The sequence below is a fragment of the Sporichthya brevicatena genome, from assembly GCF_039525035.1.
Lineage (GTDB): Bacteria > Actinomycetota > Actinomycetes > Sporichthyales > Sporichthyaceae > Sporichthya > Sporichthya brevicatena.
Genome location: NZ_BAAAHE010000002.1, coordinates 17,636 through 40,288, shown reverse-complemented (window position 1 = coordinate 40,288; position 22,653 = coordinate 17,636). Strand labels below are relative to the sequence as shown.

The 22,653-nt window shown below is 68.8% G+C and carries 22 protein-coding genes; 5 read left to right on the top strand and 17 right to left on the bottom strand.

Annotated features, from left to right (window positions below):
• Positions 1 to 58: 58 nt before the first annotated feature.
• The 16 genes from ABD401_RS00830 to ABD401_RS00755 all read right to left on the bottom strand — a co-directional run bounded on the left by ABD401_RS00830 (position 59) and on the right by ABD401_RS00755 (position 16,790).
• On the bottom strand, positions 59 to 499 hold the full coding sequence (locus tag ABD401_RS00830) for a Zn-ribbon domain-containing OB-fold protein (RefSeq protein ID WP_344600573.1): 441 nt from the start codon (positions 497 to 499) through the stop codon (positions 59 to 61).
• A complete protein-coding gene (locus ABD401_RS00825) occupies positions 499 to 1,383 on the bottom strand; it encodes an HpcH/HpaI aldolase/citrate lyase family protein (RefSeq protein ID WP_344600571.1) in 885 nt (294 codons plus the stop codon). Before ABD401_RS00825 ends, ABD401_RS00830 begins: the two co-directional genes overlap by 1 nt.
• Positions 1,380 to 2,894, bottom strand: a complete 1,515-nt coding sequence (locus tag ABD401_RS00820) for a flavin-containing monooxygenase (protein ID WP_344600569.1) — start codon at positions 2,892 to 2,894, stop codon at positions 1,380 to 1,382. The genes ABD401_RS00825 and ABD401_RS00820 overlap by 4 nt, the downstream gene beginning before the upstream one ends.
• Positions 2,891 to 3,652 (bottom strand): hypothetical protein, encoded by a 762-nt coding sequence (locus ABD401_RS00815; protein ID WP_344600567.1) that lies wholly within the window; start codon positions 3,650 to 3,652, stop codon positions 2,891 to 2,893. The genes ABD401_RS00820 and ABD401_RS00815 overlap by 4 nt, the downstream gene beginning before the upstream one ends.
• Positions 3,649 to 5,310 carry an AMP-dependent synthetase/ligase gene (locus ABD401_RS00810; protein WP_344600565.1) on the bottom strand — a complete coding sequence of 554 codons (1,662 nt, stop codon included), beginning with the start codon at positions 5,308 to 5,310 and terminating at the stop codon, positions 3,649 to 3,651. The genes ABD401_RS00815 and ABD401_RS00810 overlap by 4 nt, the downstream gene beginning before the upstream one ends.
• Positions 5,307 to 5,510, bottom strand: coding sequence for a ferredoxin (locus ABD401_RS00805; RefSeq protein ID WP_344600563.1), 204 nt, complete (start codon positions 5,508 to 5,510; stop codon positions 5,307 to 5,309). The genes ABD401_RS00810 and ABD401_RS00805 overlap by 4 nt, the downstream gene beginning before the upstream one ends.
• Positions 5,507 to 6,490 carry an SDR family NAD(P)-dependent oxidoreductase gene (locus ABD401_RS00800; protein WP_344600561.1) on the bottom strand — a complete coding sequence of 328 codons (984 nt, stop codon included), beginning with the start codon at positions 6,488 to 6,490 and terminating at the stop codon, positions 5,507 to 5,509. The genes ABD401_RS00805 and ABD401_RS00800 overlap by 4 nt, the downstream gene beginning before the upstream one ends.
• Positions 6,490 to 8,664 (bottom strand): acetate--CoA ligase family protein, encoded by a 2,175-nt coding sequence (locus ABD401_RS00795; protein WP_344600559.1) that lies wholly within the window; start codon positions 8,662 to 8,664, stop codon positions 6,490 to 6,492. The genes ABD401_RS00800 and ABD401_RS00795 overlap by 1 nt, the downstream gene beginning before the upstream one ends.
• A 2-nt stretch (positions 8,665 to 8,666) precedes the next feature.
• Entirely contained in the window at positions 8,667 to 9,857 is a 1,191-nt protein-coding gene (locus ABD401_RS00790) for an FAS1-like dehydratase domain-containing protein (RefSeq protein ID WP_344600557.1), read from the bottom strand.
• The gene (locus ABD401_RS00785) at positions 9,854 to 11,260 is read right to left on the bottom strand and encodes an amidohydrolase family protein (protein WP_344600555.1); all 1,407 of its coding nucleotides are present in this window, start codon (positions 11,258 to 11,260) and stop codon (positions 9,854 to 9,856) included. The genes ABD401_RS00790 and ABD401_RS00785 overlap by 4 nt, the downstream gene beginning before the upstream one ends.
• Complete coding sequence (locus tag ABD401_RS00780; RefSeq protein ID WP_344600553.1) at positions 11,257 to 12,462, bottom strand: cytochrome P450; 1,206 nt, start codon at positions 12,460 to 12,462, stop codon at positions 11,257 to 11,259. The genes ABD401_RS00785 and ABD401_RS00780 overlap by 4 nt, the downstream gene beginning before the upstream one ends.
• A gap of 7 nt (positions 12,463 to 12,469) precedes the next feature.
• Positions 12,470 to 13,669 carry a cytochrome P450 gene (locus ABD401_RS00775; protein WP_344600551.1) on the bottom strand — a complete coding sequence of 400 codons (1,200 nt, stop codon included), beginning with the start codon at positions 13,667 to 13,669 and terminating at the stop codon, positions 12,470 to 12,472.
• A 167-nt stretch (positions 13,670 to 13,836) separates the two neighbouring features.
• Complete coding sequence (locus tag ABD401_RS00770; protein WP_344600549.1) at positions 13,837 to 14,466, bottom strand: SDR family NAD(P)-dependent oxidoreductase; 630 nt, start codon at positions 14,464 to 14,466, stop codon at positions 13,837 to 13,839.
• A complete protein-coding gene (locus ABD401_RS00765) occupies positions 14,456 to 15,430 on the bottom strand; it encodes a phosphotriesterase family protein (RefSeq protein WP_344600547.1) in 975 nt (324 codons plus the stop codon). The genes ABD401_RS00770 and ABD401_RS00765 overlap by 11 nt, the downstream gene beginning before the upstream one ends.
• A gap of 7 nt (positions 15,431 to 15,437) precedes the next feature.
• Complete coding sequence (locus tag ABD401_RS00760; RefSeq protein ID WP_344600545.1) at positions 15,438 to 15,638, bottom strand: hypothetical protein; 201 nt, start codon at positions 15,636 to 15,638, stop codon at positions 15,438 to 15,440.
• Positions 15,639 to 15,647: 9 nt separating this feature from the next.
• Positions 15,648 to 16,790, bottom strand: a complete 1,143-nt coding sequence (locus ABD401_RS00755; protein ID WP_344600543.1) for an amidohydrolase family protein — start codon at positions 16,788 to 16,790, stop codon at positions 15,648 to 15,650.
• 140 nt (positions 16,791 to 16,930) lie between these two features.
• Between ABD401_RS00755 and ABD401_RS00750 the strand changes: the two genes are divergently transcribed.
• The 3 genes from ABD401_RS00750 to ABD401_RS00740 are packed head-to-tail and all read left to right on the top strand — an operon-like array spanning position 16,931 to position 20,556.
• Positions 16,931 to 17,836, top strand: coding sequence for an SDR family NAD(P)-dependent oxidoreductase (locus ABD401_RS00750; RefSeq protein ID WP_344600541.1), 906 nt, complete (start codon positions 16,931 to 16,933; stop codon positions 17,834 to 17,836).
• 3 nt (positions 17,837 to 17,839) lie between these two features.
• The gene (locus ABD401_RS00745; RefSeq protein WP_344600539.1) at positions 17,840 to 19,060 is read left to right on the top strand and encodes a CaiB/BaiF CoA transferase family protein; all 1,221 of its coding nucleotides are present in this window, start codon (positions 17,840 to 17,842) and stop codon (positions 19,058 to 19,060) included.
• An 11-nt stretch (positions 19,061 to 19,071) separates the two neighbouring features.
• A complete protein-coding gene (locus tag ABD401_RS00740) occupies positions 19,072 to 20,556 on the top strand; it encodes an aldehyde dehydrogenase family protein (protein WP_344600537.1) in 1,485 nt (494 codons plus the stop codon).
• A 23-nt stretch (positions 20,557 to 20,579) separates the two neighbouring features.
• On the opposite strand, the gene ABD401_RS00735 is transcribed toward ABD401_RS00740, so the two are convergent.
• Positions 20,580 to 21,191 carry a TetR/AcrR family transcriptional regulator gene (locus tag ABD401_RS00735; protein WP_344600535.1) on the bottom strand — a complete coding sequence of 204 codons (612 nt, stop codon included), beginning with the start codon at positions 21,189 to 21,191 and terminating at the stop codon, positions 20,580 to 20,582.
• A 197-nt stretch (positions 21,192 to 21,388) separates the two neighbouring features.
• Here ABD401_RS00735 and ABD401_RS00730 point away from each other — a divergent pair, with 197 nt between their 5' ends.
• The gene (locus ABD401_RS00730) at positions 21,389 to 21,823 is read left to right on the top strand and encodes an SRPBCC family protein (protein WP_344600533.1); all 435 of its coding nucleotides are present in this window, start codon (positions 21,389 to 21,391) and stop codon (positions 21,821 to 21,823) included.
• A 3-nt stretch (positions 21,824 to 21,826) separates the two neighbouring features.
• Positions 21,827 to 22,651: a mycofactocin-coupled SDR family oxidoreductase gene (locus tag ABD401_RS00725; RefSeq protein WP_344600531.1), complete on the top strand. Its 825-nt coding sequence runs from the start codon at positions 21,827 to 21,829 to the stop codon at positions 22,649 to 22,651.
• Positions 22,652 to 22,653 lie beyond the last annotated feature (2 nt).

The window sequence follows — 22,653 nt, the reverse complement described above, 5'->3', positions numbered from 1 at the left end:
ACCTTTCCGATCTCGGTGCTCTCGGCCGCGCCGACGATCGCCACCTTGTTCTTGATGCTCACGCGGCACCCCCCGCCACCGGGCGGAACTGCGGGATTGCGACGCCGCCCCGAACCTCGAAGGTGACCTCCAGTTCCATGTCCAGCACCAGGGCCTCCGGCGTCTGCGGGACATCGAGGATGTTCGACATCAGCCGGGGGCCCTCCTCGAGTTCGACGAGCGCGATCGCATACGGCGTCTCCCAACCCGGCGGGGCGAAGGACTGGTTGATCACATAGGAGTAGAGGCGCCCCCGCCCGCTGACGGCGCGCCACTCGACGTCTCGTGAGAGGCACGTCGGGCAGAAGAACCGCGGCGGGAAGTAGTGACCCTCACACGCGGTGCAGTACTGCAGCCGCAGTTCGCCCTCGGCACACGCGTCCCAGAACGGTTTGGTCTCGGGGGTCGGCTTCGGCACGGCCTTGTGGTCCTTGTGCGGCTGCGCGGTCTCGGCGGGCATCAGGCTCCTTGCTCCTCAGTGGTTACCCGTGGCGCCGCGGCCAGCACCGCCCGGGCCAGCCGGATCACCGGCAGGTCGATCAGTCGGCCGTCGACGAAGGCCACGCCCTCGCCCCGAGTGGTCACCTCGTCGTAGGCAGCGATGGCGCGCACCGCCCAGTCGGTCTCGGCCGGCGTGGGCGTCCACATCTCGTTCGACCAGCGCACCTGGCGCGGATTGAGACACATCTTTCCGGAATAGCCGAGGTCGCGAGCCGCCCCGGCCTCGCGACGGAAGCCGGCCTCGTCGCCGACGTCGAAGAACACCTGATCGAGCGCCGGGATCTCAGCGACGCGAGCGGCCAGCGCCACCCGAGACCTGGCGTAGAGCACCTCGGTGTTGTGCGAGGTCCGCCGACCGCGCATGTCGGCGGCGAAATCCTCGGCGCCGAAATAGACCGCTGCGACCCTCGGTGCGATCGCCTCAACCTGGGACACCCCCTGTGCGCTCTCGATACCGGCCAGGATCGGCAGCTCCGGCAATCCCGCGCGATCCGCGAGCTTGGTCAGCTGATCCAGCGATCCCGGGCCGTCGACCTTGGGCACGACCAGACCGTCGAGGCCCGCCAGCGCCCCGGCGGCGAGGGCGTCGAGGTCCGCTCCGATCCAGGGACTGTCGGGCGCATTCACCCGGACCATCCGGGTCCCGGTCGCCAGGCTCGTGAGCAGGTCGATCAAGGCGGGCAGCGCGGAGCGAGCCCCTGCCTTGGCCGGGGGCGGGACGGTGTCCTCAAGGTCCAGCACCACGACGTCGGCACCGGACCGGCCAACCTTCTCGACGAGGTCGGGACGGGTTGCCGGCACGAAGAGCGTGCTGCGGGTGACCGCGAAGGGTGTCCTGGTCATGGTGCGGTCACCCGGTTCCGCCGGTGCGCTCGCCGGGTGCGGTAGAGCCCCGGCACGGTGGGGCGCAGGAGCTTCGTCATCGCCCAGTAGAGGACGGAGCTTCCGGGCCAGTTCGTGACGAGCTTGCCCGTCTCCGAGTGGTAGTAGTTCTGGCAGCCGGACTCCCAGGTCTTGGCCGGCACGCGCGACTGCAGCCACCGGTTGTACCGATCCTGAACGCCGGACCTGACCTCGATCGCCCCGCGGCGCCGGGCGATCGAGCCGATCGCCGACGCGATGTACCGGGCCTGGCACTCCAGGTTGAAGATGACCGAGTTGCTGGCCGAGTTGGTGTTGGGCCCGTAGAGCATGAACAGGTTTGGGAAGCCGTTCACGCTGATGCCGAGGAAGGCTTCCGCTCCCCCTGCCTTGTCCCAGACCTCCTGAAGACGCACGCCGTCCTCACCGATGATTTCGACGGTGTGCAGGAACTCCGTGGCCTGGAAGCCGGTCGCGAGAACAACGGCGTCCACCTCGTGCTCGGCTCCGTCGTCGGTGACCAGAGCGTGGGGTCGGACGGCTGTCACCGGCAGGGGTACGAGATCGACGTTCGGTCGGTTGAAGGTGTCGTAGTAGATCCGGTCGGCGACCGGGCGCTTGCACCCGAACGGGTAGGCGGGCAGGAGCTTCTCCCGGGTGGCCGGGTCCTTGACGGTCTTGTTCAGCCAGTCCACGGCCATCTGTGTGGCGATGGCGTGCCGCTTGGTCTTCGGGTCCAGGGCGAGGACGCCGCGTTCGTTCAGCCAGTAGAGCTTCCACCGCCGGCGCTGCGCCGCCCAGCGCGACGTCCGGAACTCCTGCAGCTCTTCCTCGGTGAACGGCCGGTCGTCCTTGGGGAGCACCCAGCCCGGCTCACGCTGAAAGACCGTCAGGTGCTTCACCTGCGGGGCGAGCGCGGGCACCACCTGAGCCGCCGACGACCCGGTACCGACCACGGCGACTCGGCAACCGTCCAGACTCAGCTCGCGACGCCAACGCGCGGTGTGCATGACCGGGCCCGTGAACGACTCCAAGCCGGGCCAGTCCGGGTACTTGGGCTCGTTCAACAGCCCGACGGCGGTGACGAGCACATCGGCGCTGAGCTCCTCCCCGGCCTGCGTCGTGACCGTCCACCGAGCTGAGTCCGTCGACCAGACGGCACTCCGGACGCCGGTGTCGAAACGACAGAACCGTCGGAGGTCGAACCGGTCGACGACGTCCTCGATGTAGGCGAGGATCTCGTCACGCGGCGCGCACGTGCGCGACCAGTCCTTCTTCTGCGCGAACGAGTACGAGTACAGGTGTGACATCACGTCGCAGGCGGCGCCCGGGTACCGGGTGTCCAGCCAGGTCCCTCCCGGCCCGGACGACTTCTCCAAGATCGTCAGATCGGTGACGCCGGCCTTGCGCGCGAACACGCCGGCCGCGATGCCGCCCAGGCCGGCACCGATGACGATGACGCTGGGCGCCGTGCGCCCTTTCACCCCGGTCACAGCCACAGTCGGTCCAGGTGGGTGTCGGTGCCGGGGACGGTTGCGACGAACGGCGAGAGCCAGACGGTCCGCGCTTCACCCAGGTCGGCGACCGCCTTCTCGTGCGCGTCGATGAAGGCTGCCAGCCGTAGCTGGTCCTCGAAGAACCAGACGGCGGCCGTTTCGGCCCTGGCGCCCGGCGTCGGACCGGTCCGGAGATCGATGACCTGTGGACTCGCACCGATCACCAGCGCGACTCCCGGCTCGGAGCAGAGACTGCGGGCACATTCTTCGCGGTAGGCCGTGTCGAGGTCCTCGGCCGTGCGCGCCTCACTCTCGACGATCGACACGACCACGGCGGGAAACCGCCGATCGAGGGCGAGCGCGGCGGGGACGCCGTCCACGGCCGCGGATTCCGCCCACGGGGCGGGCAGCCAGCGCATGTCGCGGACCTGTCCGGGAGCGGTCATCCGTCCTTGGACCGCGAGCAGGTTGACGTTGCCCGTGCACCACCGCCAGTAGTCACCGCCGTTGTCGGCCAGCCAGTACAGGGCGAGCATCGTGCCGCGGTCGGGATCGTCCCCTTCGGGGACGATGCGCATCATCTTCTCGGTGTCGCGGGCGAGGAACCGGGCGCCGGCGAGCACGCCCGGGCCCAGGACGGCGCCACCGTAGAAGTGGTCCCGCTCGTACCAGCGGTTGAACGCGATCTCCGCGCCCCGGTCGGGGTCGGTCAAGGTCATGAGCGCACTGCCGAGCCTGACCTCGTACCTGCTCATTGCGTCACCGCCATGGATTCCGTCGCGTACATGTCCTCGACCAGGTGGGCGCAGCGAGCGGCCACGACCTGGCGACGCAGCTTCAGCGTGGGGGTGAGTTCGCCGGACTCGACGGTCCACGGGCGGTCCACCGTCCGCCAGGTCTTGATCTGCTGCACCCGGGCGAGTCGTTCGTTGGCCGCCGCAACCGCTGCGGCCAGATCCTCCTCGGACGCACCGGCGGAGGGGACGATCAACGCGGTGACGTAGCGCCGCCCGTCGCCGCACGCCATCGCCTGGGCGACGGCCGGATGCTGCTGGAGCAGATTCTCCACCAACAACGGCGCCACGTTCTCCCCGCCGGCGGTCACCAAGAGGTCCTTCTTGCGGCCGACGATCCGCAGGTACCCGTCCTCGACGGCCGCGAGATCGCCCGTGTGTGCCCACCCGTCGCTGTCGAGGAACTCTGCGGTGGCGTCCGGGTCGCCCAGATAGCCGGAAGTCACGAGCGGCCCGCGGACCAGCAGCTCGCCGTCGCCTGCGATCCGTGCCTCACAACCGGCGACCAGCCGCCCCACGGTCCCCGGCCGATGTGCCGCGGGCCGATTGGCCGTGATGCCTCCGGTGGTTTCCGTCATGCCGTACACCGAGGCGACGGGTAGGCCGAGTCGCTCGAAGAACTCCCCGACCGCGGGCGACGCCGGAGCGGCGGTACTGGCGATGCAGACCGCGCGGTCGAGTCCGGTGACCGCGAGCATCCGCTCGGGCGATGCCGCGCCGATGCACTCCGCCCGAGCGATCACCTTTTCCCAGATCCGCGGCACCGCGGTCAGGCTATGAGGTCGCACGCGCGCGAGGAGCTCGGGGAACTCCTCGAGGGAACCGCAGAAGTGCACGTGCCCGCCGAGCAGGAACGGGACGTACAACCCGTTGACCCGTTCGGACACGTGGGCGTACGGCAGGTAGGAGATCGAGACCGGATTCGGCCCGACGCCGGTGCTGCGCCGCCAGGCCTCCGCCTTGTAGAGCACATTGCGGTGGCTGAGCACGACACCCTTCGGTCGGCCCGTGGTCCCGGAGGTGTAGACCAGCGCGACCGGGTCCTCGGCCGCGAGAGCGTTGCGGCGCCGGTCGACCACACCCGGGTCGGAGGCCAGGAGTTCGCGTCCCATGGCTCGCAGCTCGTCGTAGGTCGGGTGGCCGCCGGCGGTGACCGGGTCAACGACGACCGTCCGGCGTGGCCGGGCACCGGCCCACCGCGTCAGCTGGTCCTGTCCGTGCAGCAACGCGATGTCCGTGTCGGAATGCTGAGCCAACCAGGCAACCTGCTCGGGCGAGGAAGTGGCGTACACGGTGAACGGAAGGCCGCCGGCATGCACGACCGCCTGGTCGAGCAGCACGTGCTCGCCGCAGTTGGGCGCCATCAATGCCACCGTTCGACCGGCCGGCAGGCCCAGCGCGATCAGACCGGCGGCCAGGTCGGTGATCTCCGAGCGGACCTCCGCCCAGGTGCGTGTGACCTCCAGGCCGTCGTGTCCGGTCCAGGTCAGCGCCGGACGGTCGCTCCACCGCGCAGCGGTACGCGCGAGGACGTCCGTCAGGGTGCAATCGCGGATCTCGGCGACGATCGCCGCCGCTTCGACCGGGTCCTCGACCGGCAGGACATGGCGGTCGGTCATGGCGAGCCCGCGACGGTGATTGCGCGCTCGGGGCAGCCGCGGGCAGCCTGCTCCAGGGACTCCTCGTCGGCGTCGGCTGCTTCGGGCAGGACGATCGCCTTGCCCTCCGTCTCGTCGTAGTCGAACGCGTCGGGCGCCGCCGCGAGGCACAGCGCGTGCCCGGCGCACTTCGACAGATCCACCGTGACCCGTGGACTCATGAACGCCTACCGGCCGCGGAATCCTTGGTACCGGCGGCGGCCCGCGGATCCCCTGGGGCGAAGTCGATCGGAATGTCGCGGACGGCGCAGCCGAACACCTCGGTGTTGAGGACTCGACCGATCTCCTCCACGGCGAAGTGGCTGCTTCCATCCTTCGGGAAGATGATCGGCTCCATCTGCCACCCCGAGACGCGGGCGAACCCGCCCCCCAGGGTCCGGAACAGCAGACCGGTCACATGGGCCGAGTCGTCGGAGAGCAGCCACGCGACGAGGGGCGAGGCGTTCGAAGGGTCGAACGGCGATTCCTCCCCGGTGTAGGAGTCGGCCTCGCGGATCTCGAATCCGGGAATCAGGTAGCGAGCCATGCGCGTGTACGCCCGCGGCGCCACCGCGTTCATCCGTACTCCGTACGCACCGGTCTCCCGCCCGGCACACATCGTGAGCTGCTGGATGCCCGCCTTCATGGCGGCATAGGCCGAGTCGCTCGGGGTCGAGAAGAAGGCCGAGTCGGAGGCCGTGTTCACCACCGAAGCACGCACCCGCTCCCCCGCATCCGCGCGCCCGCGCCAGTGTTTACAGGCATGGACCGTGCAACCGAAAGTGCCCTTCAGATGAACGCCCATCAAGGCGTCGAAGTCGGCCTCGGTCAGGTCGGCGATGTCCGACGGACGCGCGATACCCGCGTTGTTCACCAGCCCGTCGAGACGACCGAAGTGCTCCACCGCGTGAGCGACCGCGTTCGCGGCACCGTCCCAGGTCGAGATGTCCTCGACGTCGGCCACGGCCTCGCCGCCACGGCTTGCGATGAGGTCCACGACCTCCTGAGCGGGTCCCTTGTCCGCGCCCTCTCCGGTCAGGCTCGTTCCGAGATCGTTGACGATCACCTTCGCGCCGTGGGCGGCCAGGGTCAGAGCATGCCCACGCCCGATCCCGCGGCCCGCCCCGGTGATCAAGACAACCTTTCCCTCGAGCATGCCCATCAGCTCACTCCCTTCCGGTCGGCGCTCAGACGCTGAACTGCGGCGATCGCCCCCGCCGCCTCGGCGAAGGTCCGGTGCACGGGAACGCCTGCCGCGCGAAAGGCCGAGCGGACCTGATCGGCATCGGCCGCCGGGGCGCAGTCGAGGTTGCGGACCACCACACTGAGCCGCCCCGATCGCGCGAGCGGCGTCAGCGCCGCGGCGACCTGCAGGAGATGCGTCGATCCGGGAAGGTCGTCGCGATAGTTCCCGAGGGCGTAGTACGGGGCCACGTCGACGTGCAGCAACACGTCGGAGAACGATTGGGCACCGAGTGCCGCGCGCACGACGTCGGCAAGAAGCTCCGGCGCGGTGCCCTGGAAGATGGGGACGTCGACCGGGTTGGCGAAACTGACACCGCTGGTCAGGCCGAGCGTGCCGAGCGCTTCGGCGGCCTCGACGCACGGGGGGACCGGGAGGCCGGCCGCGTCGCAGGCGTCGACCGCCATGACCGAGGCGCCGCCGCCGTTACCGACGATCAGGGTCGACGGTTCGGCAGAGATGTCGATGGCCTGATGCGCCACGACCTGTCCGAGGACCGCGAGGAAGCTCTCGATGGTCTCGACGATCACGGCACCCGTCGAGGTCTCGACGGCAGCCCAGGCGCGCCGGCCCCCGGTAAGTGCTCCCGTGTGGGACGCGGCGGCTCGGGCGCCGGCGTCGGTCAGGCCGGGCGCCAGGACCACGACCGGTTTGCGGCCACGCGCGCGACGGAGCGTATCGACCAGCTGCCGGTCGGCGCCGCCTTCGACATACAGGGCGATGACGTCCGTGTCGGGGTCGTCAAGGAAGTAGGACGCAACCTCGCCCACCGTGACGTCGATGCCATTACCGGTCGACACGGCCTTGCCGAAGTGCACGCCGGCGGCCGGTCCCATCTGAAGCACGGATGTGGAGACGCCGCCGCTCTGGAACGCGCCGCCGATCCGCCCGGACTCGCGCGGAAGGCCGCCACCCCACGTCTGTCCGGAGCCGGCGGAGAATACGCCGAGACTGTTCGGGCCGATCAACCGGACGGCGGAGTCCCGCACGGCGTCGAGGAGATCGTCCTGCAGGCGCGCTCCCTCGCCCCCGGTCTCTCCAAAACCGGAACTGAGAACGTGCACGAACCGCGCGCGGCCCTTCGCGGCGCGCACGATCTCGGGACAAGCAGCGGCGGGGACCATGAGGGCGAGATAGTCGACCGGTTCCGGAATCTGCGCCACCGACGCGTACGCCGGCACTCCCTCGATCTCCGCGGCGGTGGGGTGGATCGCGTAGAGGGATCTGGTCCACCCGCGGGCCCGGTAATTGCGCAGGGTGCGATTGGCCACGGTGGTCTTGGACGTGGACGCACCCACGATGGCGACCGATCGCGGAGCGAACAGCCCCTCCAGGCCGAACGGCTTGATCGGTTCCTCGGCCGCCTCGGTCTCGGCGTGAAGGATCAGCCTCGCATCGGCAGCGAACGCGCCCCGGTCGCTGACCAGCACCGGGTTGCACTCGAGCTCGGCCAGGGCCGGGCCGAGTCGGGCAGCGACGCCGTCGGGGCCGGCGAGGGCGTACAGCAAGTCGATGAGCGCGTCGACGTCAACGGGGGCCTGGCCCCGGTGGCCACGCAGCAGCGCAGATCCACGGAACGACGCCACCATCGCGGCGGCATCCTCGCGGGTGATCGGGCAGAGCCGGGTGACGACCTCGTCGAGGACCTCGACGGCGGTGCCACCGAGCCCGAGCGCGACGACCTGCCCGAACGCCGCCGCGTCGACGATGCCTACCAGGACCTCGACGCCCGCCGGGACGAGCTGCTCCAGCAGGAACCCGTCCGGTTCGAGTGCGTGCTGCGACAGACGCTGACGCATCCGGAGAACGGCCGCGTCGATCGTGTCCGCGTCCACGCCGACGTCAACTGCCCCGAGTTCGGTCTTGTGGACGACCCCCGCACCCCACGCCTTGAGAACGGCCGGCTCGCCGACCTCAGGCAGGCCGGCACGGAACGCGTCGGGCGCAGCGGTCGCGGGCAGAGTGAGTCGCCGCGGGACCGCGACGCCCGATTCCTCGAGCACATCCTTCACGACGGACTCCGGAACCAACCACCGCTCGGAGTCCGGCAAAGGCGCGGCGGCCGCCCGGAGGCGGGCGATGGACGTAGGCATCGTCAGATCGACCACGGCAGCCGAACCTCGAACGTCGCAACGCCGATGCCGACCTCGTTCTGGGATCGCAGGGAGACGTCGACCGTGACCCGGGCAGCACCCGCCACCAGCGGATCGTCACTCACGGCCTTGACCGTTCCGCGCAGGTACGTCGCGTCGCCCGCCAGCGCGGGGGCCTGGTTACGGAACTTGCTGTGCGTGATGGCACCGAGCTCTCCGGCCCAGTTCCCGATGTAGTCCATCGTCCAGGCGGAGATGGCGTAGCCGTAGCCGAACTCGCGCGGCATCCCGATGGCGCGGGCCTTCTCCAGGTCCACGTGGGTGGACGCCGGTCCGTAGTACAGCCCGTCGGCCCGGCCCGGGTCGATCGCCGCGACCGCGGGATCGACCACCATGTCCGGCGACGACGTCGCGGTGGGGTAGCCCAGGGGCAGCGCGATGTCGTCGGTGAGCACGCCCCAGACGTTGTCCGGGCGGGCCCGCCACTGCGTCGTGAATGATGCGACGCTGTGCGGGCCGATCACGCCCAGCGGCAGCTCATCGCCCACACTCACGCCCTTGCCACAGCGTTGCACGTGGTCGGCGAACGTGCGGTAGTACGCGAGCTTCTCCTCGCCGACCTTCGCACGGTCCGCCACAACATCCGGGCTGCCGGCTCCGCCGGCGGCGCGGGCCGCCTCAGCGATCTTCCGGGCATTCGCGGGGAGGAATCGCAGCATGGTGTTCCGCTGCTTGGCGACGATCTCGCCGCGGTCGTTGATGTAGGTGGTATCGCCGCGCTGAAACACCGACGGCCCCGCGAAGCCCGTTGTCGTCACGCGGTAGTCGAAATGCATCCGATCGCAGCGGACGCGGTCACCGGGATACAACCGGGGACCGTAGAACCACCATTCGTCGGCCACCTCGGACAGGTGCGCCCCGGGAATCTCGCCGAACGCGGCCGAGAATCCACCCTGGCCCCGGCACCACCACATCGTGAACGACTGCGGGGCCACAAGTCGGCCGAAGGTGCTCTCCGCCGCGAACGCCTCGTCGAAGTGGAGCCGGTTCGGGTTCTCCATCGCCTGAACCCACCGCCGGATGTCCATCGCGGTCATGGGTTCCTTGAGACGCGGGCCGCCGATCGGCTGCCCCACCCATCGGTCGAGGTCGGAGGTGTCGAGCGGCTCGAACTCGATCTCGCCGGCGGTCATGAAGCACTCCCCGGGAAGGTGGCGATCGTCTGCTCCTCGAGCAGGGCTCTCGCCCAGGCGTGGTCGTCCCGCGCGGCGATGTCCGCGGCGAAGTCCAGGTCGATGCCATAGATCCGGCTCGCGTTGCCCGCGAGGATCTTCGCCTTTACTTCGTCGGTCAGGCGCTCGTAGCCGAACTCCGCGCACATGTCGTCCGGGATCTGGAAGCAGCGGAAGGCGTCGATGAGCGGTTGCGCCGAGCCGTACCAGATGCTGTCCGTCCCCCAGATCACATTGTCCGCGCCGAAGTGGGCGATCAGCTTGCCGAGCAGGTGCGCGGCCTCGCGGGGCCGGCGCAGCAGCGAGAACCAGGTCGTGCCGAGTTCGGCGTAGATGTTGCCGCCGCGGCCGATCCCGTTCTCCAGCGCCGTGGTGATGAGCCGGTTCGCACCGAGGTGGGCCGTCGCTTCCGTGTACGGCCCCTCCGCCGGCGAATCGTCGATCGGCGGGCCGAACTCGAACCCAGAGTGGTAGATGACGAAGTTCATGTCGGGGAACGCCGCGGCAGCCGGACCGATGTCACGGGGAGAGCCGTTGTCGGCCAACGCCGAGATGCCCTTGTGGGCGCAGACCAGCTTGACCCCGAGATCGTGCGCCCGCTGCAGGAAGGGGAGACCGTACTGCTCATCGTCGAGCATCCAGCCACCGGCCCAACCCTCGGCGGTCATGCGCCCCGGGGTGTAGACCTTCCAGCCCACAGGGTCGTACTCCTTGGCCCACCACTCCATCGCCTCGATCTCGGCGGCGACATCGGCGTGCACGACGACGTGGTTGAGCAGCCGACCCGGGCCCGCGAACTCCTCGACCAGCGCCTTGGTCGCGAAGATCTCGTCGTTGAACAGCGCCCGATCCTGGGGCGTGAGCCCAGGCCCGCTGGTCAGGACGGCTACCGCGTTCTCACACTCGACGAACACGTTGCGGATGTAGTCGGCCGCGGTGAAGGCGACGATGTCGTCGAGTTCGGTCCACCACCCCGGCATCAGCGCCGAGTACATGCGGTGCAGCGCACCGGTCTTCCACGCGTCCGTGGACGCGTGCGGGGCCAGGTAGTGCGTCTGGACGTCGATGACAGGAAACGGCTTGGCGAAGGCGGCCATCGCCGCCTCGTGTTCGTCCACCGCTTCAGCCGGAACATCGAAGAAGGACGTGCCCGCCGAGCGGTTGAGCTCCAGGAGTCCGGCCGCGGTTGCGGTGCGACCCTGGGCATACAACGGTCCCGGCACGTGGTGCCGCTCCGCGGCGAGGGTCAGGCGCTCGATGGTCGCGGCGACGACCTGCCGGTCCCTGGGCGTGAAGGGCTGCGGGGCGTACTCGTCGGTTCCGAGTCGACGCAGGAAGTTGGGCGGGCGCACCTCGATGGTCATGCGCGCTCCCATTCGACATGCAGGCTCAGGAGTCCGGCCGGGATGCTCTGGGGAATGACGTAGGGCTTGGCCGCGGGAGCCGGGGCGGCGAGTCGCAGCCCGGGCAGACGCTCCGTCAGGACGCGGACGGCCGTGGTCGCCCCGAGGCGTCCGAGCGACGCACCGACGCACGTGTGGGGCCCGTGGCCGAAGGCCAGGGTCTTGGCCCGCAGGTGACGCAGGTCGCGGTCGAGGCGGTAGGAGTCGGGGTCCTCGAAGACCTCGGGGTCACGATTCGCTGCACCGATCATGCACTGGGCCTTGCTCTTGATCGGGATGTCCACTCCGGCGAGGTTCTGCTCGGCCAGGTTGGCCCGGAACACGCTGGCGACGGGGGCGTCGAACCGAAGCGTCTCCTCGATCGCCACCTCCACCAAAGCGGGGTCGGCGAGCACGGACTCCCACCGCGACCGGTCCTCGAGCAACCGATTGAGCGTGTTGAGGATCAGATACTTGGTGGTGTCACTTCCCCCCGAGAGCAGGAGAAGGGTCAGCGGGAGGATTTCCTCGTCGCGGTAGGGCCGACCCTCCGGGTGCTGGGCGGTGACGAAGATGCCCATGGCATCGGTCGGCGCCTCCTCGGGCTCGCACTCGAGCTCCTTGCGCCGCGCCGCCATCCGCTCGACGAAGTAGCCGAACGCCTTCAGCCGAGCCTGCTCCTCGGCCTGCAGGTCGTTGACCTCCAGGGCGGAGAGCCAGGCCTCCATCCATTGCTTGAACTCCTCGATCCGCTCGCGCTCCACGCCGAGCAATCGGCACATCAGGTTCATCGGAAGGATTGAGGCGTACACAGCGGAGAGTTCGGCACGGCCGGACGAGGCGAAATCATCGATGAGGCGATGGCAGGTCGCCTCGGCCTCCTCCTGCAGGGTCTTGATGTGTTTCGCGTTGAAGATCGGAACGACGAGTCGCCGCAGCATCGCCGACTCCGGCGGGTCGCCGCGCAGACCGGCTTGGTCCACGAAGCGGGGGAAGTTTCCGAACTTGCTCGACCACACCGCGGGGTCGCGCAGCACGCCGTGCACCTCAGCGTGCCGACTCACCATGTAGATGGGGTGATCGAAGCCCTCCAGGACCTGCACCGGGCAGGAACGGAGCTGCGCGTGATAGCGGTTCGGGTCGTCGACCGGATCGCCGAACCGGGGCGTCGTCGGGGAGGTCACGGCCGCATCACCACACCAGCGGGAGCGTCTCGAGGCCGACGGCCTGGCCGACCTTCTCACGCACCAACGCGACGTCGGAGATCTTGTAGTCCGGGATCCGCCGGTGCCACTCCTCCAGTGCGACGGCAAGCTCGACGCGGGCCAGGTGCGATCCGATGCAGCGGTGCGGTCCCGCTCCGAAGGTCGCGTGCCGGACGTCGTCCCGATCGAAGTCGATCTTGGCGGCGTCGGGGTAGCGCTCGGGGTCGCGACCGGCCGCCATCGTCGGCAGCATGACGACCTCGCCGGCCCGGACCGGGCAGCCGCCGATCTCGTGGTCGGTGGTCACTTCCCGACCGACCTTGATGATCGGGAAGGCCCGCAGCATCTCCTCCATGGCTGCCGGGATCACCGTGGGATCGGAGCTGATGCGCTGACGGTCCACCGGATTGGTCGCCAGGTGGAAAAAGAAGTAGGAGAGCATGCTCTTCACGGTGTCCAGGCCGGCCATGTAGATGCTGAGGCAGCACATGAGCAGGTCCTGGTCGTTCGGCGGTTCACCGTCGACGAGCCAGTGGGCGGACTGGCTGAGGAGGTCGTCGCCGCCACTCTCGGGATTGGCGCGGCGATTCGTGACGACCTGCCACAGGTACTCGATCACATCGAGCACCGCGGTGATCTGCTCGGACCCGGTGGGGTCCTCGGGCGACGCACCCGTCATTGCTCGCGCGTTCCACGCGAGGAACTTCTCGAGCTCGTCGGCCGGCAACCCCATGAACTCCAGGAAGATGATCGTCGGGAGCCGACTCGCGAAGGCCTCCACGAAGTCACACTCGCCGCGCTCCGCCACGGCGTCGATCAACTCGTTGGCGACGGCGCGGACCCGTGGGCGCAACTCCTCGGCCCGCTTCGGTGTGAAGTAGGAGCCGAGCGCCCGACGCCACTTCGTGTGCTCGGGCGGGTCGAGCATGATCGGGATCATCTGGAACGGGATGGGAGGGCCCGGCTGCAGGCGGCGGCTCGAGTACAGCTCCGGTCGCTGGAACGCGGTCACGATGTCGTCGTGACGCGTAAGGATGTAGTAGCCATCGCCCTCGGTCGCCCGGAGCACGGGGCCCAGCACCTGCTGGTTCCCGATCTCGGAGTAGGCGTCGAACGCGGCGTTTGCGGTGCCGCGCTCCATCGGCGCGTCCCAGAGCGGGCACCCATCGTGCGCCGTCGTCGTCATCGTGACTCCTGTTCCCCTCGCCTGGTCATAAGATAGTGCTACTTCCTAGCTCCCACAAGCGCCACGAGGGAATGCGGTCCAGCACGGCGGCGACCTCGTCGAACAGGGACGCCGGTATCGAATGCCGCTCGACACCCCGGATCACATCGAGGTTCGCCGCGACCGACTCAGCGGACACCCGCTCGGGGTCGTCGGGCAACCAGCCGTCGGCCACCGCCACGAACACCCGCGCGTAGCGACAGCAGCACATTCGTCCTGATCCCGAACTCCGCCCCCTCGAACGCGAGCGCCTTGGTCATGCCGTACAGACCGGCTTTCACCGTCGCGTAGTTGGCCATCCCCTGGTGCGAGAACAACCCGGAGGACGAGCTCGTCAGGATCACGCGGCCGTAACCCGCCGCCCGCATCACCCGCCATGCGGGTTGCGTCACCAAGAAGGCGCCCCGCAGATGGACGCCCATCAGGTCGTCCCACTGCCCGACCGACAGGTCTTCGAAGCGCCCCGGTGAGATCCGCCCCGCGTTGTTGACCACGATCTCCAGCGAGCCGAACTCGTCGAGCGCGGCCTCGCTCAGTCGCCGGCCCGTCTCCGGTTCCGCCACGTCCCCTTCAACCGCGACCGCCCGCCACCCGGCGGCACGGATTTCCTCGGCCACGACTCGGCACCGGTCCGTCAGCGAGTTCACCACGATTGCGGCTCCGCGTTCGGCAAGGCGCAGCGCATAGGCCCGCCCGAGACCGCGTCCGGCCCCGGTGACGACGGCGGTGTGGCCGGCCAGATCGAGGTCAGTAGGCATCGGACGCCGGGAGCAGCCGCCGGGGCGTCAGGCGCAGCATCTGATCGATCTGAGTATCCGTCACTCCACGCTCCTGCAGGCCCGGGAGCACGGCGGCCGGAATGTGCGCATAGTTCCAGTCCGGCAGGACTTCGCGAATGTCCGGTGGCACCCAGTCGCTGTGGCAGTGGGCGTCGTGCGAGAGCACGATGCGGTCCGCGTAACCGCGAGCGCACAGTGACGCGATCGCATCGAGCCGCTCGCCGAGGGTGGGCATCCCCGCCCGGTACAGCCCGAACCGGTCACATCCGATCGTCGAGCCGGCATCCATCAGTCGCATCAGGTAGTCGAGATCCGTGCTGTCCCCGGAATGCCCGATGACGACCCGAGCGAGATCGACGCCTTCCTCGGTGAAGACCTGCTGCTGGACCAGTCCGCTCCGGCTCGACGCATCCGTATGCGTCGAGATCAGCACACCCGTCTCCCGGTGCGCGTGGGCGGTGGCCCTCAGCACCCGCTCGACGCCCGGCGTCAGTCCCGGCTTGTCGATACAGCACTTGAGCACACCTGCCCGCACGCCGGTGTCGCCGATGCCGACCGTGATGTCACGGACGAACATCTCCGTGAGGACGTCACGCTGCCCCGGCTCCGGCGGCCGGGCCGCGACGAACCGGGGCAGATCGTCGAGGGTGTAGAGCCCGGTGGCGACGACGATGCGGACGGCGACGCGTTCGGCCACCCAGGCGATGTCCGGGATCGACCGGTCGCAGCCGAGCACGGTGAGGTCGAGCATGGTGTCGATACCGAGACCGGAGAGCTCGGTCAATCGCTCGACTGCCGCTTCCCGGACCGCATCCCGATCGGTCCAGGTCAGGTCGGGGTAGTCGCGTGCGATCTCCGCCGTGTGCACGAAAACATGCTCGTGCATGAGGACCCGCCCCAGCTCCGAGAGTGGGACCGGCCCGGTGACGGTCGGGACCAGCACCGGGCCGTCACCGGGCACGGATCTGCCGGAGCGCCTCGTCGATCGCCTCGATCCGCCGCTCCAGCAAGGGCCGGCGCGGGTCGTCGGCGGCCATCCCGGCGAGCTGATCGCGGGACTCCGCACCCTCGGCGACGAGACGCTCGTCGGCCTCGCTGTTGGTCAGCAGATCCTGCTCGTGCCAGTCGCTGCGGGGGTCGTCGTCAGGCACGGCGGGCTCTCAGCCCGAGAAGTTGTAGAGCCGACGGGTGTTCAGTTCGACGATCGCGTGGACCTCGTCGTCCGGGACGTCGGCGAACACCTCTTCGGCCCGCTGCCGGCTCTTCGGCCACCAGGAGTCCGAGTGCGGGTAGTCGCACTCCCACGTGATGTTCTCGATGCCGATGTCGTGCCGGTTCTTCACCCCGGTCGCGTCGTCGATGAAGCACCCGTGGAAATGCTTGTGGAACAGCTCCGACGGCCGGACGTCCTTGTTGATGTTCTGGTAGTGCCGGTGCTTCTCCCAGGTGCCGTCGACCCGCTCCAGCAGATACGGGATCCAACCGACGCCACCTTCCGACAGTCCCACCTTGAGGTTCGGGAACTTGTGGAACACCGGCGAGAACAGGTATTCGCTGGTCGCGTGCATGGAGTTGGTCGCCATCACCGAGATCATCACGGCGAGAGGCGCGTCCTTGGCCACGATCGGCGGGAGCCCGCCGCTGCCGAAGTGCACGCAGATAGGCATCCCGGTCTCCTCGGCGGCGCCGAAGACGGGGTCCCAGTGTCCCGAGTAGATCGAGGGCAGCCCGAGGGCGGCGGTGCTGTCCGGGAACGTGATCGCCTTCGCGCCCTTGGCCGCGCAGCGCCGGATCTCGGCCGCCGCCAACTCGGGGTCGAACAAGGGGATCATGACGACGGGGATGAACCGGTCGGGGGCGGCGGCGCACCATTCGTCCAGGACGAAGTCGTTGTAGGCCTGGACGCACAGCAGCGCCAGTTCCTTGTCCTGGGCCTCGAGGAACACCGTTCCGGCGAAGCGCGGGAACGAGGGGAAGCACGCCATGGCGTGCACGCCGTCGATGTCCATGTCCGCCACCCGCGCCTTGGGGTCCCAGCAGCCCTGGATCATCTCGTCGTACCGGTACGGCTCCAGGCCGTACTCCTCGAGCCGCTTGCCCGCGACCGCATTGAGGCCGATGTAGGGGTAGGGCCGGTCCTCGTAGAACCAGCACTGCGTCGGAGCCTTACCCTCCCGCGGCAGCTCTCGGATCTTCGGGCCGATGTCCCGGTACTTCGCCGGGAGACGGTCCTGCCAGACGTTCGGGTGCTCGATCAGGTGATCGTCGACGGACAGCAACTTCATGTGCGGCTGCAGCGGCATCTGGGCCTCCGAGGAGAGTGGGCGGGCTGGGGGGTCGACCAGTTGCACCCCTGAGGATAGTGCTACTACCTTACGAGGAGTCAAGGAATTCCAGGCCCGCGTGCACAACCGCGTGCTCACAACCGAAGGGCGGCTCGGCCATGGCGGAGATCTCGTTTCAGGACCGGGTAGCGGTCGTCACCGGCGCAGGACGAGGTCTCGGGAAGGCGTACGCCACCGAACTTGCCCGCCGTGGCGCCAAGGTCGTCGTCAACGACGCCGGGGCCGAGCAGGACGGCAGGGGGGGCTCGGCCAGCGTCGCCGAACTCGTGGCCAAGGAGATCGTGGCCGCCGGTGGCGAGGCGGTCGCGCACAGCGAGCCGATCGGAACTCCGGCCGCCGGCGCCGGGGTGGTCGAGCTGGCGCTGGAGCACTTCGGCAAGGTCGACATCGTGATCAACAACGCCGGCGTGCTCCGCGACAAGAGCCTCGCGAAGATGCCGGCCGAGGACTTCGATCTGGTGCTCGACGTCCATCTGGCCGGTTCCTTCCATGTGGCTCAGCGCGCCTTCGCCGCCATGAAGGAACAGGGATACGGACGGATGCTGTTCACGGCGTCCGGGGCCGGCCTGTTCGGCAACTTCGGCCAGGCGAACTACTCCGCGGCCAAGATGGGCCTGGTCGGGCTGTCTAGCGTCGTCGCCATCGAAGGTGCCCGCCACGGCATCACCTCGAACGTGATCGCACCGTTGGCGCGGACCCGGCTGACCGAGGACATGCCGGAGAGCATGGGCCCGTACGCGCCGGAGCAGATCGCACCGCTCTCGCTCTACCTGGTTTCCGAGGAGTGCACGGCGACCCACGAGGTCTACACCGCTGGGAACGGGTGGTTCGCCCAGGTCTTCGTCGGCGTCGCACCCGGTTGGTCGCCGGGCCTGGGCAGCTACCCGAGCGTCGAGGAGGTCCGGGACAACATGGCCGCGATCCGCAACCAGGACGGGTACCAGGTCCTGACCGACGCCGCTGCGATCCTGCCGCTCATCGAGCGCGCCGGGGGCCGGGACTAGGTGGTGCTGCCGCTGCTCGCGGGGATCCGCGTCGTCGACCTGACCAAGCTGTACTCGCTCACGACCAGCCGCCTGGCCGACCTCGGTGCCGACGTCATCAAGGTCGAGGCGCCCCCGGCCGGCGACTACCTCCGCGGCCTGCCCCCGTTCGTCGGCAACGCCGGTTCGATGGCCTACCTCACCTTGAACCGGAACAAGCGCAGCATCGGCCTGGATCTGCGCACCGACGCCGGGCGGGAGGTGCTGCACAAGCTGGTCGCCACCGCTGATGTCGTGGTGGAGAACTCTCCCCCGAACGCACAGGTGAAGCTCGGCCTCGACTATCCGACGCTACGTCAGATCAAGCCGGACCTGGTGTACTGCTCGGTGACCGCATACGGGCAGGACGGGCCCTACGCGCCCCTGCCCTCGCACAGTATGAATGTCGACGCCGCGGCGGGCGAGATCCGCATCATGCGGGGCCCGACCGGAAGACCCGAGATCACGGCGTACTCGACCGTGGGACACAGCATGGAACTCGGTGGCCTGGAGGCGGCCACCGCGATCACAGCGGCCCTCGTCCAGCGCGGCCGTACCGGACAGGGGCAGTATCTGGACGTCGCCGGCTGGGACGCCGGCCTCGCCTCGAACCAGCGCTTTCTCGCCGCCTTGAATCTGGGCAGCGCCGACGCCGCGATCGGCGCTTCCACGACCGGCGGCATGGGCGCCCGCTCGAATGTCTACGGCACCCGCGACGACCAGGTGCTTCTGATCTTCCCGGTCGAGAAGCACCTCTGGCAGCGGTTCTGCGCCGTGGTCGAGCGCCCGGAGTGGGCCGAACGCGGTACCTGGTCGCAGACGATGGACTTCGGCGACACGGACGCCGAGGCCGACGAGGCGCTGCGCGCCGACATCGAGACCGTAATGCGTACCCGGACCCTGGCCGAGTGGATGGAGGCCTTTCTCGCGGCCGGGGTGCCGGCGGCCCCGGTCAGCGACCCCGACCAGCTTCCGACCCATCCGCACGTCCACGCCCGCCACATGGTCGTCACAGCGGGAGACGTGCACTACGTGCGGCCCCCGGTACGCCTGCCGGAGTCCGAGTTCGCGATCACGATCGCGCCCCCGGCCTTCGGCGCCCACACCCACGACGTGCTCGACGGCCTGGGCTTCGACGAGAACGCCCGGGCGGGGCTCATCGCCGCAGGTGCCGTGTTCGCCGCCGACGACGGGAGCCAGCCGTGACACCGACAACCGTGACTCATACCGGCCGGCCCAGCGCCGACGAGGCAGCCCGGCTGCTCCGGGCCGGTCTGTTCATCGGTGGCGACTGGGTGGACCGGACGGCGGGTGGCGAGTACGCGCACCACGACCAGACCACCGGTCGTCTGCAGCAGGTCGTGCCACTGGGCACGGCCGACGACGTCGACCACGCAGTTCGTGACGCCCGCGCGGCCTTCCGGACCTGGGGCACTCTCGGTCCGGACCGGCGACGCACGATGCTGTTGAAGCTCGCCGATCTGCTGCGCGAGCACGCGGACGAGATGGCGACGATCGCGACGCTGGAGAACGCGGTCCCCTCCGCGTTCAGCGGCCTCCTCGCCGGTTACGGGCCGGCCGACTGGTTCACCTACTACGCCGGGTGGGCCGACAAGATCGAGGGCACCAGCCTGCGACCGCTCGGCTACGGCGGCTTCGACTACACCGTTCCGGAGCCGTTCGGCGTCATCGCGGTCGTGATCCCCTGGAACGGCCCGGTGACCACGCTGGGCATGAAGGTCGCACCCGCCCTGGCCGCCGGCAACTGCGTGGTGCTCAAGCCGTCGGAGTTCGCACCCTTCACGACGCTTCGCTTCGCCGAGCTCGCCATCGAGGCCGGCTTCCCGCCGGGCGTGATCAACGTCGTGGTCGGTGGCGCAGATGCGGGCGACGCACTCGTGCGGCACCCCGGCATCGACAAGATCAGCTTCACGGGCGGGACGGCGACGGGTCAGAAGATTCTCGCGACGGCGGCCCAGAACGTCGTGCCGACCGTGATGGAGCTCGGGGGCAAGGCGGCGAACGTCGTGTTCCCGGACGTGACGCTGGCGGCTGTGATCCCTCAGGCCGTCATCACCTCGGCCATGCTGTCCGGTCAGTTCTGCGCCTGCCCGTCACGACTGCTCGTGCACACCGACATCTACGACGAAGCCGTCGCGATGGCCGAGGCCACGGCGCAGTGCATCGCCCTCGGGGATCCGTTCGACTCCGAGACCATGGTCGGGCCGATGATCAACGCCGCCCACCGCGAACGGGTCGAGGCGATCATCGAGCGGGCCCGCGCCGAGGGAAACGGACGGTTGCTGTACGGCGGCTCGCGGCCGGATGCCAATCCCGACGGGTTCTTCCTCACCCCGACGGTCTTCGCCGACGTCGACCACTCCTCCCCACTGGCGCAGGAGGAGATCTTCGGCCCGGTGCTGTCGATCACCAGGTTCCGCGACGACGACCATGCCGTGAAGCTCGCCAACGGCACCCGCTACGGCCTCGTCAGCTACGTCTGGACCAACGATCTGACGCGAGCTCACGAGATGGCCGCCCAGCTCCGCTCCGGCACTGTCTCGATCAACGCGATGATGGGCTTCCTGACCCCGAACACTCCCTACGGCGGGGTCGGGGCCAGCGGCTTCGGTCGTGAAGGCGGGCACGAAGGCCTCAAGGAGTTCCTGCGGACCAAGAACGTGTACATCGGCCCGCAGTGACGGCTGCTCTGCGATACCGGCTGCTACACGATGCGGTGCCCGATCGCCCGAAGCACGAAGTCGGTCATCTCCTGAACCACCTCGTCAGGGCTCCGGTCGCCTTCGGAGAGCGAGAAGAGGTGACCGTCGGCCAGAGCTGTGCCCAGCAGGAATGACAAGGTGAAGCGGATCGCCAGTCCGGCGTCCATGATCTGTTCACCTTCGACGGACACGAAGCTGTCGACCACCTCGGCGAAGGCGTCGAACTGCGCATCGAGCGCGACACTCGCCGCCAGGCGGGGCTGACCCCCCTCGTCCTGCTGGCCGAGCATCGTGACGATCAGGTCTCGATGGTCGACGAAGATCCGGAAAAAGCCGCCCACGAAGTGTCGCGCCAATTGCGGCGCCTTCGCGGCGGCGGCGTCGAGATCGGAAGCGCGGACGATGAAGTCGGCGATGAACTCGACGAACGGGTCGAAGACCGCGCGTTCGAACAGCGCGCTCTTGCTGCCGAAGTGCCGGAACAGCATCGGCTCGGTGACACCGGCTCGCTGCGCGATCTCCCGGGTGCTCGTCGCGTGGTAGCCCTTGTCCTGGAAACAGTCGTGCGCCGCCTTCAACAGCAGTTCGCGGACCTCGGACGTCGACCGCCGCAACCGCGGCGTCCCCGCCGCGGTCGTCGCCGTCGCTCGGATTCGGGTCGCCATCGCGGTTAGATAGTGTTCCTCTCTTGACCAGGTAGAGCAAGCGGTCTACTTTATCGAGACAGCCCGCCCCATTGGTCCGCGCGGGGAAGAACACGCAGGTAGACCGCTTGCGACGGCGCGAGGGCGCCGAAATTCCAAGGAGCGGCATGAGCCAGCCCGTCAGCCGGACAGCCACCGTCGACGCCTCGCCGAGCGCGATCCTGAAGGTTCTGACGGACGTCAAGGCCTACCCCCAGTGGCAGAAGGAGGTCGACGAAGTCGAGCTCCTCGCCACCGACGAGCAGGGGCGTCCTCAGACGGTGCGCGTCAACGTCACCGCGATGGGGATGAAGGCGAACTACACCCTCGACTACCGCTACCCCGCGGAGAACGTGTTCGAGTGGAAGCTCGTCGACGGCGACATGATCACCGCCAACGACGCGACCTACACCCTGACCGACAACGGGGACGGCAGCACGAACCTGAACGTCGAGATGCTGCTCGGGGTGAAGTGGAAGCTGCCCGAGTTCATGATCGACCAGATGATCCAGAAGGCCGTCAACGACTACATCAAGGGCATCAAGTCCCAGGCCGAGGTCTGAGCCGTGGCGCGTCCACGCCTGAAGAACAAGGTCGCCTTCATCTCGGGCATCGCTCGCGGCCAGGGCCGCAGTCACGCGATCCGCCTGGCCGAGGAAGGCGCCGACATCATCGGCTTCGACATCTGCGCCCAACTGGAGAGCTGCGCCTATCCCCTGGCCACCCCGGAGGACCTCGAACAGACCATCAAGGCCGTCGAGGCGCTGGACCGCCGGATCGTCGCCGAGCAGGCGGACGTCCGAGACACGGTCGCCGTGCAGCGAGTGTTGGCGCGCGGGCTCGCAGAGTTCGGCCACGTCGACATCGTGTTGGCGAACGCGGGGATCGCCACGATGGTCGGCGAGCACGCCGACGACGACATGGCGTGGCTCGACTCGATCGACGTCATGCTCACCGGCGTCTACAACACGTGCCGGGCGGCGATCCCGCACATGATCGAGCGCGGCCAAGGCGGCGCGATCGTGATCACCAGCTCCACCGCCGGATTGAAGGGGATGGGAACCGGCACTGCCGGCTCACTGGGCTACACCGCGTCCAAGCACGGCGTCGTCGGGCTGATGAAGGCCCTGGCGATCGACCTCGCGCCCCACTTCATCCGGGTGAACACGGTGCACCCGACCGGGGTGAACACTCCGATGGTCGCCAACGAAGCCTTCCTCAATTTCGTCATGGAGCACCCGAAGGAGGCCGAGGGCATGCAGAACTTGATCCCGGTCGCCATGGTCGAACCCGAGGACATCAGCAACGCCATCGCCTGGCTCGTCTCCGACGAGGCGCAGTACGTCACCGGCATCACGATGCCGGTCGACGCCGGTTTCACGATTCGCTGACG

What these genes read in the sequence shown, in the direction of transcription:
- ABD401_RS00830 (WP_344600573.1), bottom strand. Translation starts at nt 499, where the DNA reads ATGCCCGCCGAGACCGCGCAGCCGCACAAGGACCACAAGGCCGTGCCG.
- ABD401_RS00825 (WP_344600571.1), bottom strand. Translation starts at nt 1,383, where the DNA reads ATGACCAGGACACCCTTCGCGGTCACCCGCAGCACGCTCTTCGTGCCG.
- ABD401_RS00815 (WP_344600567.1), bottom strand. Translation starts at nt 3,652, where the DNA reads ATGAGCAGGTACGAGGTCAGGCTCGGCAGTGCGCTCATGACCTTGACC.
- ABD401_RS00810 (WP_344600565.1), bottom strand. Translation starts at nt 5,310, where the DNA reads ATGACCGACCGCCATGTCCTGCCGGTCGAGGACCCGGTCGAAGCGGCG.
- ABD401_RS00805 (WP_344600563.1), bottom strand. Translation starts at nt 5,510, where the DNA reads ATGAGTCCACGGGTCACGGTGGATCTGTCGAAGTGCGCCGGGCACGCG.
- ABD401_RS00800 (WP_344600561.1), bottom strand. Translation starts at nt 6,490, where the DNA reads ATGGGCATGCTCGAGGGAAAGGTTGTCTTGATCACCGGGGCGGGCCGC.
- ABD401_RS00795 (WP_344600559.1), bottom strand. Translation starts at nt 8,664, where the DNA reads ATGCCTACGTCCATCGCCCGCCTCCGGGCGGCCGCCGCGCCTTTGCCG.
- ABD401_RS00790 (WP_344600557.1), bottom strand. Translation starts at nt 9,857, where the DNA reads ATGACCGCCGGCGAGATCGAGTTCGAGCCGCTCGACACCTCCGACCTC.
- ABD401_RS00785 (WP_344600555.1), bottom strand. Translation starts at nt 11,260, where the DNA reads ATGACCATCGAGGTGCGCCCGCCCAACTTCCTGCGTCGACTCGGAACC.
- ABD401_RS00775 (WP_344600551.1), bottom strand. Translation starts at nt 13,669, where the DNA reads ATGACGACGACGGCGCACGATGGGTGCCCGCTCTGGGACGCGCCGATG.
- ABD401_RS00770 (WP_344600549.1), bottom strand. Translation starts at nt 14,466, where the DNA reads ATGCCTACTGACCTCGATCTGGCCGGCCACACCGCCGTCGTCACCGGG.
- ABD401_RS00755 (WP_344600543.1), bottom strand. Translation starts at nt 16,790, where the DNA reads ATGCCGCTGCAGCCGCACATGAAGTTGCTGTCCGTCGACGATCACCTG.
- ABD401_RS00750 (WP_344600541.1), top strand. Translation starts at nt 16,931, where the DNA reads ATGGCGGAGATCTCGTTTCAGGACCGGGTAGCGGTCGTCACCGGCGCA.
- ABD401_RS00730 (WP_344600533.1), top strand. Translation starts at nt 21,389, where the DNA reads ATGAGCCAGCCCGTCAGCCGGACAGCCACCGTCGACGCCTCGCCGAGC.